The sequence below is a fragment of the Clostridium celatum DSM 1785 genome (assembly GCF_000320405.1).
GTDB classification, from domain to species: domain Bacteria; phylum Bacillota; class Clostridia; order Clostridiales; family Clostridiaceae; genus Clostridium; species Clostridium celatum.
Genome location: NZ_KB291620.1, coordinates 1 through 14718, shown reverse-complemented (window position 1 = coordinate 14718; position 14718 = coordinate 1). Strand labels below are relative to the sequence as shown.

Below are 14718 nucleotides of genomic sequence, written 5' to 3'. Positions count from 1 at the left end.
TTTAATTTATTTAGTAATTAATAACTATAAACTATTAGCTTATAACTAATTAAAGGTTTGACATAATACAAATATAAGGATAAATTAATAATAGACTCTATAGGAAAGGAAGAGAAGCCATGATAAAAGAGGTTATAGTAGTTGAAGGAAAAGATGATGTAGCTGCCGTTAAAAAGGCTGTTAAAGCAGAAATGATAGCTGTTGGTGGTTTTGGAATAAATGCTAAAGTAATTGCTAGAATTAAGGAAGCCCAAAAAAGGAAGGGTGTAATAGTATTAACTGATCCAGACTTTGCAGGAGAGAAGATTAGAAAAATAATAGCAAAAAGAGTACCAGGAATAAAGCATGCTTATATTGCACAAGAGGACGGAATTAAAGATGATGATATAGGTGTTGAAAATGCTACTCCAGAAGTTATTATAGAAGCTTTAAAAAGGGCAAAAGTAACTGTTGAAGAAGTAGAACCTATTTTTGATGCACAAGATATGTTCTTCTTTAGATTAAGTGGAGATAAAAATGCGAAGGCTAGAAGAATTAAGTTAGGAAATTAGGCTTGGAATTGGATATGGAAATGCCAATCAAATGTTATCTAGACTTAATAATTATGGAATAACAAAAGAAGAATTTATAGAAGCTATTAAATATGTAGACAAAGAACTAGAGGAGAATAAATAAATGGATATTAAAGATGTAAAAACTGCTGAACTGGTTAAAAAGTATAACTTTAAATTTTCAAAAAGTTTAGGACAAAACTTTTTAGTTGATGATTCAGTTCCTAGAGATATTGTTTTAGGTGCAGAAGTTAACGAAGAAGATTTAGTTATAGAAATAGGACCAGGAGTTGGAACATTAACAGTTCAATTATTAAAGAAAGCAAAAAAGGTTGTTGCTATTGAACTTGATAATGATTTAATTCCAATATTAACACAAGAGTTAGGTGAAAATCCTAATTTTACACTTATACATAATGATGCCTTAAAAGTTGATTTTAATGAAATAATTGGAGAAGAAAAAAGTGTAAAGCTAGTGGCAAATCTTCCTTATTACGTAACAACTCCAATTATAGTTAAACTCCTTAAGGATGGATATAATTTTAAATCATTAACTATAATGATACAAAAAGAAGTTGCAGAAAGAATGAATGCAGAACCAGGTAATAAAGATTATGGTGCATTATCTTTATTAGTTCAATATTATTGTAATACAAGTATAGTAAGAAAGGTTCCACCAACTTGTTTTATTCCTAGACCTAAGGTTGATTCAATAGTTATTAGATTAGATAAACTTGATAAGCCTAGAGTTCAAGTTCAAAATGAAAAGTTATTCTTCGATATAATAAGAAATTCATTTAATATGAGAAGAAAGACTTTATGGAATGGAGTTAAGAATATAGGACCTGCTAAGGAAAAACTAGAAGAAGCTTTCGTTAAGGCTAATGTTGATCCTAAGAGAAGAGGAGAAACTTTAAGTATAGAAGAATTTGTAGCACTTGCAAATTGTATTAATGAAATAATGAAATAATGACTATTTAAGAAGCTATTGTACATATTTACAATAGCTTTTTTTATATTTATTTTTTATAGAATATAGCAAATATCTTTATTATATTAATTACTAAATTTTTAAGAATTAAAAAATAACATATTTACTTAAATAAAACATATAATATATGGAATTAATATAAAGTGGGGGTTCTAAAATGGCAAATAGTAATAGGTTGTATAGAAACTTCGTAATTTTGCAAGAGGATGAAAGAGGATATGCAAATTCTGAAGATAAAACATTATCAGGGTATTCCAAAATTGAAGCTAGGGGAGATAGATGTAAGATATCTTTTTATGCACAAAATTTGAGAAAAGATAATGACGAGTATTGTATGATGGTTATTTGTTGTAAAAAGGATATGAAGCAAATAGTAAATTTAGGTCCTATAGCCATAAGTGAATCAGGTAAGGGAGATTCAACAAAAGAATATAATATAGCTAATATAGGAGGATTAGATTTACATTTTGATAAAATATCAGGAACAGCTATAGCTAAGATGAAAGAAGGTATTCCTGTATTTGTTTTATGTGGTTTTTTAAATGGACAACAACCAAGTGATAATTGGAAAAACTATACTATTGTTAAAGCTGCTGACTTAAAAAATAAATATGTTGATAAGTTAAATGATAAAGATTCTAAGAAGGAATTTAAAAAAATAGAGAAAAAGAGTGATGTAAAAGAAAAGAATAAGAAAGATGAATGTGAAAGAGAAGACGTAGAAGCAGTAAAAGAAGTAGAAACAGTAGAAGCAGTAAAAGAAGTAGAGTCAGTGAAAGAAGTAGAACCAGTAACGGAAGTAGAGGAAATAAGAAGTGAAAGTGTACAAAATGAAAATATAGAAGTTAAGGATAATAACATAGAACCTAGAGATGAAATTGTGGAAGTTGAAAATAAAATAATAGAGGAAACAGTAGTAAAAGCACCTAAAGAAAATTTAAGAGGAAAATTTGAAGATTATGAAGATGAAATTGAAGCAAACAAAGAATTTGATCCTATGAATGGAAAGATAAGAGGTAGCATAGGAGAATATTTTGAAGCCATAGTAGAAGGGTTTGAAAGGGATTATGACGGAATAGATGAAATAAAATATACAAAATGGTATAAAATACCGGTAAAGGATTTGCATGAAATGTGCAATATGTCTAATTACAATAAATATACATTAGCATATTATCCAATGCTTAACTATTATCCTTATATTAAGAAATATGGATATTTTAAATTAGGATATAAATGCGATTCTAAAGGAAATCTTAAACATATTATATATGGAATCCCTGGAAAGAAAGATAAAGATGAACAACCTTATGATGGAAGGACAGGATTTGTTACATGGGTAGATGATAAAGAAGGTGGATGTTGGTTAATGTTCTACGACTTTAAAAATTCTACTGTAGTTGTACCTATGCAATAATTTACTAACATAGTACTTAAAAATATAAAGGAATTAAATTGATAATACTACAATAAAGTATTATAATTATCTTTATTAGGAGGAGCTTAAGCTTCTCCTATTATTTTAAGTTTTAGGGAGAAGTATATGAGTAAGAATTTAAAAAAGTATTTTTTAGCTATAAGTATTGCAGTTATGGCATTTATGTTAAGTGGATGTACAGTATTAGAGGATATAGAAAAGAAATTAGGATTGAAAAATGAATACTTTGAGTATTTAAATTCAAATAAAGTAGAACAAATAAGTATACAAAGCACAAGAGATACCGGGTTTAAGTTTATAGTAACAGAGGATAGTGCTATTAAAGAAATGTATAAATTCTTATTAAGAGCTAAAATAAGCGAAAATAAATCTAATTTAGAACCTGATTATAAATTTGAAATTGATTTAGGGGATGAAGTAAAGGAATTTTATTACGTAGTAGGTAGTGATGAAGGAAATTTCTATGATGGTAATAATATATTTACCGTATCTAAAAGGTTAGATGAGGGGATAATAAAAAATCTTTCGTTTATAAGAAAACCTAGGGATTTTGAATATGTATATTATAATTCAATATTGGATGTTTTAAAAATTAGTAAAGAAAATTCGGATATTGAAAACTATAAAGTTGGAGTAGATATAAATGGTGATATTGAATGTCTGAAATATATATTTTCCACTGATTTAAAAGACTTTTTACAATCAGCAAAAAAGGTTATTCCTAATATAGAATTAATAGATGATGATTCAACTGATTATGATGTTGTAGTTACTGTAAAAAATAGAGGATATGATACTAGCACATATAAAACTTTAATAACCATAACTAATAAAAAGGAAAATACAGAAGAAAATTATTATATATTTGCTACAAATGAATTTAAAGAATGGACTATAGATATAACAGAAAAAGCGCCAAATAAGTGGTAAGATATATAAAATACATAAATAAATATTACTCTGGAAACAATATAAATGTAAATTTGTAAAAGGAGTGAAGTATATGAACGCATCAGTAGATAAAGATACTTGTATAGGTTGTGGATTATGTCCATCAATATGTCCAGATGTTTTTGAAATGGATGATGACGGAAAGGCAGTTGCTAAAACTAATCCAGTTCCAGCTGGGCATGAAGATGATGCAAAAGATGCAGAATCAAGCTGTCCAGTAAATGCTATAAGTGTAGATTAAAATAACATGCCATATAACTTTTATTATATGGCATGTTATTTTTTTATGATGATATTACATTAGTTTTCAATGTTTTGATAAGTCTTTCTATTGGTAAAAAAGCTAACAATACTAAGCAGATTAGTAATTCTCCACCTACTGCCGAACCATTTACTACTAAAGAATATATTATTGGCGACATTCCTTCGGGAGCGTATGAGCCGAAAAATATAACTCCAGATATAAAATGAGATATAAATCGTAAAAACATTCCGATGCTTGCTCCAATATATTTATTTTTAAAGAAACCAGCTATACCAACAGCCATAAATGGTAATGGATAATCAAACAATACTTGAATAGGGTTTAAGATATATGGATCAAGTATTAATTTAAAAACACCAAATAAAAATCCAGTAAATAAACCTATGGATGGACCATAAATAAAAGAAAGTAACAATATTGGAACCATACTACCTAAAGAAATACTTCCACCGCCATTTGGTAATGTATATATTTTTATCATATCTAAAATGAAAGCTAAAGCAATAGCTAGTCCTATTCGTGCTATTAATTTAGAATCAAATTTTAATGATTTGAATTTGATGAAAGCAATTAATAAAATTGCACATCCTATTAGCGTAATTATAGTAAGTGGATTACTGAATAGTGTTTTAAAATTTTCACCTAATGTTGCTAGAAAATTTGACATAAAAAAATACCTCCTTATTTTGCGTAAGAGGTACCTAGACATGAGAATATAAATATTCTATAAATAGCTTTCCTACGCTGGAATTATCCAGATCAGGTTAAAAGGGTTGATGAAAATCATCTCTCAGCCTTTGGGCACCCCTAGCAACTTAATATAATTAAATTTTAGGCAATATTTTACAAAAAGTCAATACCTTTATTAAGCATTTGACAAGGTTTATAATTAGTATTAGTTGATTTATTAAGCAAATTACATAAACTTATATTAGTACCAATTGGTAATAGTTGTTCAAAGGAGCTTAAAGGCATTGTTATAATAGAATCATCTTCTAATAATATAAAAGCATCAGCACCTGTATAATCTAATATCATTCCCTTCATTTAAATACACCATCCTAAATAAATTTTTATTAGTATTTACAAAAAGGAAAATAAAAATACATCCAGACAAAGTGGATGTATTTAAGATATGAATATATTTTATAGATATAAGTCTCTATATACAATTTGAAAGACTTTTAATGATTCTTCAATTTTATGTTTAAGAAGTTCTTTTCTATTATTAAATTCAACTTCTCCAAGTGGTGTTAGAGAATAAAGTTTTTGAAATTTCTTTTTCGGATCATCCCATTTCCCAATTACTAATCCTTCTTTTTCTAATTTTTTTAATAAAGGATATATTCCACCTGTACTAGGTGTCCATAAGCCATTAGTTTTTTGAGAAACCTTAGTTGAAATTTCATTTCCGTTAGTAGGTCCTGATTTTAATATATAAAGAACATAAATAGGTAATAAACCTTTTGTAAAAACCTGACCTACAGCTTCTTTTTCTTTTTGAACTTTTTTTAATTCTGCAAGTTTAGCTTTGTATTCGTCATGTAATCTTTTTTCTTCAGCCTTTAAATCTTCAATATTGTTAAAATCAAAATCCTTCATAGTTTACTCTACCGATTTAACAGAGAAACCTATTAATCCAGGGCCACCGTGAACTCCTAAAGCTGGACTGATTTCTGCTATTTTTATAGATACTATGTTAGGTAAATCTTTTAAGCTATTCATGTACTTTATTGCTTCATCTTCACAACCTGCATGAAGTACAGCAACTTCACATTTACCTTTTTCAAGGTATCCCTTTAATAACTCAGTCATTTTTGATAAAGATTGTTTTCTACCTCTTACTTTAGCAACGTTATAATATACACCATTTTCGTCTGTAGTTATTATAGGTTTAAGGTTTAACAATTCTCCAACTGTTCCGGCAACTCTACCTATTCTACCACCTTTTTTTAGATATTCTAATGTATTTATTGTAAAGTATCCAATAACTCTTTCTCTTATCTTAGGTAATGTTTCGATAATTTCTTCAAAGGTTTTACCTGCTTTTATAAGTTTAGCTGTTTCTATGACTATTTCACCTTGAGGATAAGCTAATATTTTTGAGTCATAAACGTAAGAAGTAAGTTTTGGATGGTCTTCTAACGCTAATCTTAAAGCATTAAAGCTTCCAGAAAGTCCACTTGAAATAGAAATAGCAATTACATGAGTATATCCTTCTTCTTCTAATTTATTTAAAATTTCTTCAATGTCTTGAGCACTAGGAAGAGAGGTTTTTGGAACTTCTTTTTCTAAGTTTTCATATACTTGCTTTGGTGAAATATCCACTCTATCTCTATAATCACCAGTAGAATAAATTATTCTAAGTGGTAATAAATTTACATTGTTTTCCTTCAACACATCTAATGTAAGATCACAAGCACTATCAGTTATTAAGGCAATCTTTTGCATAAAATTTCCTCCACTAATTTAATTATTTATTATATTAAGTATATCATATTCGATATCATTATCAATATGATAATTAAAATACTATCACTATTGATAATGATGTATGATTTAAAAAATAGACTTGGAAATAAAAGTAAAAAGGTGTAGAATGTATAATATATATTTGCAATATACACAATATATTGTATTAGGAGAGTGATATTATGCTATATGTAGTGAAGAGAGATGGGAGAGAGGTTAAATTTAACTCTCAAAAAATTAGTAATGCAATAAAAAAGGCTAGTAATGAAATTGGAGAAAAACTCAAAGAAAGTCAAGTATTGGAATGTACTCAAAAGGTTATTAACTATATAGAGTGTGAGAAAAAAGAAAAGATTTCTGTAGAGGAAGTTCAAAATTTAGTTGAAAAAGCGTTAGTTGAAAGTGGTTATAAAAATATACAGAGAGCATATTCATCATATAGAAAAGAAAGGACAAGAGTTAGAGAGATTAAATCAGATTTAATGAAAGTCATTAATAAAATAGGAATAGAAACAGATAGGGATAATGCTAATGTGGGACATAATTTTAGCTCTAAATTATTAAGAATAGCATCTGAATCAAATAAATGGCATAACTTATATAATATGCCCAAGTATTTAGCTAAGGCTCATGAAATTGGAGAAGTATATTTTCATGATTTAGATTCATACAATTTAACAATTAATTGTCTTCATATACCAACAGGAGAAATATTAAAAAAAGGCTTTAACACTGGATATGGAACTATAAAGCCACCTAAACGTATAGAAACAGCAGCAGAGTTATCTTGTATATTACTTCAATCAACTCAAAATGATATGTTTGGAGGTCAATCTCATCCAGATTTTGATAATGATATGGCAGAATTTATTGAACCAACAAGAGAGGAAATAAGAAAAGAGTTAAAGTCTTATGGAATCGAAGGGGAAAAGCTAGAAAGTTTAATTGAAGAAAAATTAAATGATAGAGTTCATCAAGCTATGCAAGGTGTTGTTTATAATTTAAATACTATGCATTCACGTGCAGGTTCTCAAGTGCCTTTTTCTTCTATAAATTTAGGTATACCAAATTCGAAAGATGCAGCTTTAGTATGCGAAGTATTTTTACAAGAATATTGTAAGGGCTTAGGAAAAGGAGAACAACCTATATTTCCTAATATAATTTTTAGAGTTAAACAAGGAGTTAATAGGGAGCCAGAAGATCCATATTATTATTTATACAAATTAGCGTGCGAAGTTGCATCTAAAAGAATGAATCCAACTTTTATGAATATAGATGCAGACTTTAATAAAGAATTTTATGACAAGGGATATATGCCAGCTACTATGGGATGTAGAACATACTTAATGAAAAACATTAATGGTGAACCAGGATGTAAAGGAAGAGGAAATATAGCACCAATAACTATTAATTTACCTAGAATAGGAATAGAAGCTAATAATGATATAGATAAATTTTTTGAAATATTACAAGAAAGATTAGTTTTAGCTAAAGAAGCTTTACTTCATAGATATAGTGTTCTTAAGAATTTAAAAGTTAAAGATTTACCTTTTGTTGCAGGACAGGGATTAATGAAGGGTTCAGAAAATTTATCTTCAGATGACTCAATTGAGCCTGTTTTGAAGCAAGGAACATGGGGAATTGGATTTATTGGTTTAGCAGAAGCTCTAATTGCTTTAATAGGAGAACATCATGGAGAAAGTCAAAGAGCAAGAGAATTAGGATTGAGAATTGTTATTTTATAAGACAGTATACAGATAAATTAATTGAAGAAACTAGGCTTAATTGGAGTTGTTATGCTACTCCAGCAGAAGGATTATCAGGAAAATTTATAAAACATGATAAAAGGATATATGGAATAATAAAAGGTGTTACAGATAAGGATTATTATACAAATAGCTTTCATATTCCAGTAAGCTATAGCATTTCAATAAAAGATAAGATAGAAATAGAAGCGCCGTATCATAAGCTTTGTAATGCAGGTCATATATCTTATATAGAAGTTGACGATTCACCATCTCCTGAAGTTATCATGGATATAATAAATTATGCTTATAAAAATACAAACATAAGCTATATAGGAGTAAATTTTCATATTAGGTATTGTAAAGATTGTGGAGAAAGCTTAACAAGTAATGAAAGTAAGTGTCCAAAGTGTAATAGTAGAGATATTCAAGGTATATCAAGAGTTACTGGATATTTAAGTCTAGATGAAAGATTTGGACCAGGTAAATATGAGGAAAGAATAGATAGGAGATCTCACACAGGAAGTTATAAAAATAATTATGAAATAATATAAATATAATAATTGCAGAGTAAGAACTTTTAATCTTACTCTGTAATTATTATATATTAATCTTAATGTGAATGAATGGTGAGTAAAAATATATTGCAAAAATATATTTAAAACAAATATAACCACCAAATAAATAGAAAAAAATGAAATATTTCTTATAAAACTTTCAATTTTTAGAAAAAAGATACATTTAACCTTGTGATAAAAAAAGCTATATGATAAAATAATTAGAAGGAAATAAATGTAATTGGGGAAGTGGAATAGCCCCAATTTTTTATAACTAAATTTAATTTATGTACAATTTATTAAAAAGGGGGCTAAAAAATGGCTATAAAAAGTATCAGTGGCGATAAAGATATATATATAGTTGATACAACCTTGCGAGATGGGGAACAAACGGCAGGAGTTGTTTTTGCAAATGAAGAGAAAATAATTATAGCAGATATGCTAAGTGAACTTGGGGTTGACCAACTAGAAGTAGGAATTCCTACAATGGGTGGTGATGAAAAAAATGCAATTAAGGAAATTGTAAAAAGAAATAATTATAAAAAAAGTATAATGGCTTGGAATAGAGCAGTCATTAAGGATATTGAGGAATCTATAGATTGTGGTGTAGATGCAGTAGCAATTTCAGTTTCAGTTTCTGATATTCATATTAAACATAAACTTAAAACTTCAAGAGCTTGGGTTTTAGAAAATATGATTAAATCAGTGGAATTTGCAAAACAAAATGGTCTTTATGTATCTGTAAATGGGGAAGATGCATCGAGAGCAGATAAAGAATTCTTAGTTGAATTTATAAATGAAGCAAAAAAAGCTGGGGCAGATAGATTTAGGTATTGTGATACAGTTGGAATTATGGAGCCATTTAGATTAAGAAAAGATATTGAGGAAATTTATAAAAAAACTAATTTTAATATAGAAATGCATACTCATAATGATTTTGGAATGGCAACAGCTAATGCTATTGCAGGTGTTTTAGGTGGAGCAAGCCATGTTGGTGTAACTATAAATGGACTTGGTGAAAGAGCAGGAAATGCAGCACTTGAAGAAGTTATTATGGCTTTAATGTATGTTTATGATTATAAAGGTGATATAAACACAAAGATGTTTAGGGAAGTTTCAGAATATGTTTCACAAGCATCAGGAAGAGTATTACCCATTTGGAAAGCTATTGTTGGAGAGAATATGTTTGCACATGAATCTGGTATTCATGCTGATGGAGCAATAAAAAATCCTAAAAATTATGAAGCATTTGATCCAGATGTTGTTGGGTTACAAAGACAAATAGTAATTGGAAAGCATTCAGGTAAAGCTGGAATTATTAATAAATTTAAAGAATATAATATTGACTTAAGTGATGAAGAGGCACAAGGTGTTTTAGAGATGGTAAGGGCTTCATGCGTTAGATTGAAAAGGACATTATTTGATAAAGAATTAGTTAAATTATATAAAGAATATTTACTAAAAACTAAAAATAAATAGAGAATATTTAAAATATAAAAATGTACAAGTTAAGCAATAAGTTTTAGGGGGCAAAAATATGGGAGAAAATATAGTTTATAAGATATTAAAAAATCATATAATTGAAGGTAAATTAGAAGTAGGAAAGCCAATAGGGATTAAGATAGATCAAATTTTAACGCAAGATTCAACAGGAACTATGGTTTATTTACAATTGGAGGCAATGAGAATAGATAAGGTTAAAACAAAAAGATCTGTTGCATTTATAGACCATAATATGCTTCAACAAGGATTTGAAAATGCGGATGATCATAAGTTTATTCAAACAGTAGCAGAGAAGCATGGAATTTATTTCTCAAAACCTGGTAATGGAGTTTGTCACCAAGTGTTTTTAGAAAGATTTACTGTGCCAGGAGATACGTTAATAGGTTCAGATAGTCATACTCCAACAGCAGGAGGTGTTGGAATGCTTGCTATGGGTGCAGGTGGACTTGATGTTGCTTTAGCAATGGCTGGTGGAGCGTATTATATAAATACTCCTAAGGTATGTAAAATAAATTTAATAGGTAAATTAAAACCTATGGTTACAGGAAAGGATGTAATTCTTGAGGTATTAAGAAAGCTTACTGTAAAAGGTGGAGTTGCAAGAATATTTGAGTATGGTGGAGAAGGGGTTAAAAATCTTTCAGTACCTCAAAGAGCTACTATTACTAATATGGGAGCTGAACTTGGAGCAACAACTTCTATATTTCCAAGTGATGAAAGAACTTTGGAGTTTTTTAAGGCACAAGGAAGAGAAAAAGATTTTAAAGAGTTAAAGGCTGATAAGGATGCTATATATGATGAAGAAATAACTATTAATTTAAGTGAGCTTAAACCTTTAGCAGCAAGGCCACATAGTCCTGATAATGTTAGTGAAGTTGCTGAAATAGGAAATATAAAAATTGATCAAGTAGCAATTGGTAGCTGTACTAATTCTTCTTATGAAGACTTAATGAAAGTTGCAAAAATTTTAAAAGGAAAAAAAGTTCATAAAGATGTAAGTTTAGTTATTGCACCAGGTTCACGACAAGTTATGGAGATGATAGCTAGAAATGGAGCATTAGCAGATATAATAAGCTCAGGAGCTAGAATTTTAGAAAATGGATGTGGGCCTTGTATAGGAATGGGGCAAGCTCCGGGAACCAATGGAGTATCACTAAGAACTTTTAATAGAAATTTTTATGGAAGAAGTGGAACTTTATCAGCAAATGTATACCTAGTCAGTCCAGAAACAGCGGCTGTATCTGCTATAGCAGGAGTTTTAACTGATCCAAGTGAAACTATAGTTGATTTAAATATAGAAATGCCAAAAGAGTTTATAATAGATGATTCTATGATTGTAAAACCTGCACAGGATGGAAGTAAAGTTGAAATTGTTAGAGGTCCTAATATAAAACCTTTTCCTATTAATAAGGAGTTAGGGGATAAAATAGAAGGAAGAGTATTAATTAAGGTTGAAGATAATATAACAACAGATCATATTATGCCTTCGAATTCTAAGTTATTGCCATTTAGATCTAATATTCCATACTTATCAGAGTTCTGCTTTAATACTATAGATACAGAATTTCCTAAGAGAGCGAAGGAGTATAATGGTGGATTTATAGTTGCGGGAAATAACTACGGACAAGGATCAAGTAGGGAACATGCAGCTTTAGCTCCATTATATCTTGGTGTAAAAGCTGTTATAGCAAAATCTTTTGCCAGGATTCATAAGGCTAATTTAATTAATAATGGCATAATACCAATGGAATTTGAAAATGAAGAAGATTATAATAATATTTCTTTGATTGATAACTTAGAAATCACAGATATAAAAGGAGCGCTAGTTAGTAAAACAGCTATGATAAAAAATGTTACTAAAAACTCAGAATTTGTAGTTAAGCTTGATTTAACTGAAAAAGAGATAGAAGTTATTAAAGCTGGTGGAAGACTTAATTACGTAAAACAAAATAATTAGATAAAAAGACACTTAAAAGTGTCTTTTTTTTATGTTAAAAATTAGGAGAATAATGTATAATAATATATAATATGTAAAATAATTGAAGAGGTGAAAGAGATGAAAGATAAAACGAAACTAGTAGTTTCTATACTAGTAGTTATGATATTTTTGCTTGGATTTTATAACGCTGATCCACTTAAGAGCGTTTTTGATTCATTATTTTCAAAGGATCAGCAAGTAAAAGAAGAAATATTACTAATCAATGATAATAAAAAAGAAGAAGAGAATAAAGATATACCAGAACCTATAGAAGAAGTTGAGAAAATTAATACAGTGGAGATAGTCGCAACTGGAGATATATTAATTCATCAAGAAATATTAGATACTCAATACGATGACAGTACAGGGGAGTATGATTTTACTAATAATTTTCAATATATAAAAGATATTTTAGAAAATGCTGACTTAGCCATTGGAAATTTAGAAACAACTTTTTCAGGTACAGAATATTGGGGATATGCAGGATATCCAAGTTTCAATACACCTGATTCATTGGTAGATGCTATGAAATGGACAGGTTATGATGTTATAGCAAATATGAATAATCATGCTTTAGATAGAGATGTATATGGATATGAAAGAACAAGAAATATATTATTAGATAGAGGATTTGATGTAATAGGAACAAGAGGAAGTGTAGATGAAAAAAGATATATAATTAAAAATATCAATGATATTAATATAGGAATAATATCTTATGGATATACGATGACAACAGAAGATTATTTTAAAGGGCTTAATGGAATTGCAATACCAGATGAACTGATACCTTTAATGAATCATTTTCATCCATTAACATTAGATGAAGATTTAAATAATATGAAAGAACAAATAGCTTTAATGAGGGAAGATGGAGCCGAAGTTATAATTTTTTATATGCATTGGGGTGATGAATATGAATTAGAACCTAATGATATACAAAGAACAATTGCACAATTTTTAACTGATGAAAAGGTAGATGTGATTTTTGGAACACATCCACATTCTATTCAACCAATAGATATTTTAACTTCTTCAGATGGTACAAGTAATACAGCAGTAGTTTATTCTATGGGTAATTTTTTATCTAGTCAAAGAACTGAAAGAATAGAGAATCCATATACAGAAGATGGGGTAATAGTATCTGTAAATATATCGAAAAATATGGATACAAATGAAGTTACAGTAGATATCCCAACATATATTCCAACATGGGTAAATTGGTATGGAAAAGATGATAAATTGTTTTATGAAATTGTTCCAGCTACAGTGAATGATGCAGAATATTTAACTAATGAAGGTAAAACTAGAGTTGTAGAATCTCTAAATAGGACTAAATCAATAATAGAAATGTATAATGATAGTATTAAGATTAAAGAGTAATAATTTAGAGTTATTGGCATATTAACTGTATTATAAATTATTTTGGAGTGATTAATTTATGAAAAGATATGTTAGACTTGCAGGAATTGCATATGAAAGTCTTGTTAATGGACCTGGAATGAGAAGAGTATATTTTGCACAAGGTTGTAAACATAATTGTGAAGGATGTTTTAATAAAGAAACTCATGACTTTAATGGTGGAGAACTTAAGGATATGGATGAACTTATTAAAGATGCACTAAGCAATCCAATGTTAAAAGGAATAACTTTTAGTGGTGGTGATCCTTTAGAGCAATCAGAAAGTTTTGCATATATGGCAAAAAAATTTAAGGAAGCAGGATTAAATATATGGTGTTATACAGGATATACATTTGAACAAGTTTTAGAAAATATGAAGAAAGACAGTGGTTTAAGAGAGTTAATTAGCAACATAGATGTTTTAGTTGATGGTAGATTTGAGTTAAAAAATAAAAAAGAAGAACTAAAGTTTAAGGGTTCAAGCAATCAAAGAACAATTGATGTTAAGAGAAGTTTAAATAGTAGAGAAATTATAGTTTTAGAATAATGAGCAAAGAACAATATCACAAATAAATGGTTGAAAGATGTGGAAAAGATTATTGAGAAGAGTTAGATTGAAAATATTGTAATAATTTTAAGTATTTATAAGAAATAAATAAAAAAGGTTGAAATTAATTAAATATTATGTTATTATAAATGAGTAGCAAAGTTGCTAACAAAGAAAGTTTCATTTAGGTAAATAGTTTCTCAAAAATTAGAGATTATTATATCAATTTAGAATCTTTAATTTTAGGAGGAATGTTTATGACAGATAAAACATTAAAATGCAGAGATTGTGGAAGTGAATTCGTATTTTCAGTAGGAGA

The 14718-nt window shown here is 28.5% G+C and carries 13 protein-coding genes, 2 pseudogenes and 1 riboswitch; of the genes and pseudogenes, 11 read left to right on the top strand and 4 right to left on the bottom strand.

Annotated features, from left to right (window positions below; all coding sequences use genetic code 11):
• Window positions 1–119: 119 nt before the first annotated feature.
• From rnmV to HMPREF0216_RS04960, 5 genes and pseudogenes are all read left to right on the top strand, one after another.
• Window positions 120–675: pseudogene (gene rnmV / locus HMPREF0216_RS04980) on the top strand (ribonuclease M5).
• Complete coding sequence (rsmA, locus tag HMPREF0216_RS04975) at window positions 676–1521, top strand: 16S rRNA (adenine(1518)-N(6)/adenine(1519)-N(6))-dimethyltransferase RsmA (RefSeq protein ID WP_005211931.1); 846 nt, start codon at window positions 676–678, stop codon at window positions 1519–1521.
• Between the two features lie 178 nt (window positions 1522–1699).
• The gene (locus tag HMPREF0216_RS04970) at window positions 1700–2959 is read left to right on the top strand and encodes a hypothetical protein (protein WP_005211922.1); all 1260 of its coding nucleotides are present in this window, start codon (window positions 1700–1702) and stop codon (window positions 2957–2959) included.
• A gap of 126 nt (window positions 2960–3085) precedes the next feature.
• Entirely contained in the window at window positions 3086–3910 is an 825-nt protein-coding gene (locus tag HMPREF0216_RS04965; protein ID WP_005211920.1) for a YhfM domain-containing protein, read from the top strand.
• A gap of 73 nt (window positions 3911–3983) precedes the next feature.
• A complete protein-coding gene (locus HMPREF0216_RS04960) occupies window positions 3984–4172 on the top strand; it encodes a ferredoxin (RefSeq protein ID WP_005211917.1) in 189 nt (62 codons plus the stop codon).
• A gap of 43 nt (window positions 4173–4215) precedes the next feature.
• Here HMPREF0216_RS04960 and thiT read toward each other — a convergent pair whose 3' ends face one another.
• The 4 genes from thiT to HMPREF0216_RS04940 all read right to left on the bottom strand — a co-directional run bounded on the left by thiT (window position 4216) and on the right by HMPREF0216_RS04940 (window position 6647).
• The gene (gene thiT / locus HMPREF0216_RS04955) at window positions 4216–4863 is read right to left on the bottom strand and encodes an energy-coupled thiamine transporter ThiT (RefSeq protein ID WP_005211915.1); all 648 of its coding nucleotides are present in this window, start codon (window positions 4861–4863) and stop codon (window positions 4216–4218) included.
• Between the two features lie 52 nt (window positions 4864–4915).
• Window positions 4916–5015, bottom strand: a riboswitch (TPP riboswitch).
• Between the two features lie 24 nt (window positions 5016–5039).
• Window positions 5040–5243: a hypothetical protein gene (locus HMPREF0216_RS04950; RefSeq protein WP_005211913.1), complete on the bottom strand. Its 204-nt coding sequence runs from the start codon at window positions 5241–5243 to the stop codon at window positions 5040–5042.
• A 99-nt stretch (window positions 5244–5342) separates the two neighbouring features.
• The gene (locus HMPREF0216_RS04945; RefSeq protein WP_005211912.1) at window positions 5343–5798 is read right to left on the bottom strand and encodes a PadR family transcriptional regulator; all 456 of its coding nucleotides are present in this window, start codon (window positions 5796–5798) and stop codon (window positions 5343–5345) included.
• A 3-nt stretch (window positions 5799–5801) separates the two neighbouring features.
• Window positions 5802–6647 carry a DegV family protein gene (locus tag HMPREF0216_RS04940; protein WP_005211911.1) on the bottom strand — a complete coding sequence of 282 codons (846 nt, stop codon included), beginning with the start codon at window positions 6645–6647 and terminating at the stop codon, window positions 5802–5804.
• Window positions 6648–6850: 203 nt separating this feature from the next.
• Between HMPREF0216_RS04940 and nrdD the strand changes: the two are divergent.
• The 6 genes and pseudogenes from nrdD to HMPREF0216_RS17885 all read left to right on the top strand — a co-directional run.
• Window positions 6851–8967 (top strand): annotated as a pseudogene (gene nrdD, locus HMPREF0216_RS04935) (anaerobic ribonucleoside-triphosphate reductase).
• A 321-nt stretch (window positions 8968–9288) separates the two neighbouring features.
• Window positions 9289–10449: a homocitrate synthase gene (gene nifV / locus HMPREF0216_RS04930; protein WP_005211892.1), complete on the top strand. Its 1161-nt coding sequence runs from the start codon at window positions 9289–9291 to the stop codon at window positions 10447–10449.
• Window positions 10450–10507: 58 nt separating this feature from the next.
• The gene (locus HMPREF0216_RS04925; RefSeq protein ID WP_005211890.1) at window positions 10508–12430 is read left to right on the top strand and encodes an aconitate hydratase; all 1923 of its coding nucleotides are present in this window, start codon (window positions 10508–10510) and stop codon (window positions 12428–12430) included.
• Window positions 12431–12529: 99 nt separating this feature from the next.
• Window positions 12530–13834: a CapA family protein gene (locus tag HMPREF0216_RS04920; protein ID WP_242824714.1), complete on the top strand. Its 1305-nt coding sequence runs from the start codon at window positions 12530–12532 to the stop codon at window positions 13832–13834.
• A 58-nt stretch (window positions 13835–13892) separates the two neighbouring features.
• The gene (gene nrdG, locus HMPREF0216_RS04915; protein ID WP_005211886.1) at window positions 13893–14399 is read left to right on the top strand and encodes an anaerobic ribonucleoside-triphosphate reductase activating protein; all 507 of its coding nucleotides are present in this window, start codon (window positions 13893–13895) and stop codon (window positions 14397–14399) included.
• Window positions 14400–14650: 251 nt separating this feature from the next.
• Window positions 14651–14718, top strand: a 68-nt coding sequence (locus HMPREF0216_RS17885) for a zinc-ribbon domain containing protein (RefSeq protein WP_187116556.1), incomplete at its 3' end; no start/stop codon positions are given.

Coding starts and splice junctions, on each gene's coding strand:
- HMPREF0216_RS04960 (WP_005211917.1), top strand. CDS start 3,984: ATGAACGCATCAGTAGATAAAGATACTTGTATAGGTTGTGGATTATGT.
- HMPREF0216_RS04950 (WP_005211913.1), bottom strand. CDS start 5,243: ATGAAGGGAATGATATTAGATTATACAGGTGCTGATGCTTTTATATTA.
- nifV (WP_005211892.1), top strand. CDS start 9,289: ATGGCTATAAAAAGTATCAGTGGCGATAAAGATATATATATAGTTGAT.
- HMPREF0216_RS04945 (WP_005211912.1), bottom strand. CDS start 5,798: ATGAAGGATTTTGATTTTAACAATATTGAAGATTTAAAGGCTGAAGAA.
- HMPREF0216_RS04940 (WP_005211911.1), bottom strand. CDS start 6,647: ATGCAAAAGATTGCCTTAATAACTGATAGTGCTTGTGATCTTACATTA.
- nrdG (WP_005211886.1), top strand. CDS start 13,893: ATGAAAAGATATGTTAGACTTGCAGGAATTGCATATGAAAGTCTTGTT.
- HMPREF0216_RS04920 (WP_242824714.1), top strand. CDS start 12,530: ATGAAAGATAAAACGAAACTAGTAGTTTCTATACTAGTAGTTATGATA.
- rsmA (WP_005211931.1), top strand. CDS start 676: ATGGATATTAAAGATGTAAAAACTGCTGAACTGGTTAAAAAGTATAAC.
- HMPREF0216_RS04925 (WP_005211890.1), top strand. CDS start 10,508: ATGGGAGAAAATATAGTTTATAAGATATTAAAAAATCATATAATTGAA.
- thiT (WP_005211915.1), bottom strand. CDS start 4,863: ATGTCAAATTTTCTAGCAACATTAGGTGAAAATTTTAAAACACTATTC.
- HMPREF0216_RS04965 (WP_005211920.1), top strand. CDS start 3,086: ATGAGTAAGAATTTAAAAAAGTATTTTTTAGCTATAAGTATTGCAGTT.
- HMPREF0216_RS04970 (WP_005211922.1), top strand. CDS start 1,700: ATGGCAAATAGTAATAGGTTGTATAGAAACTTCGTAATTTTGCAAGAG.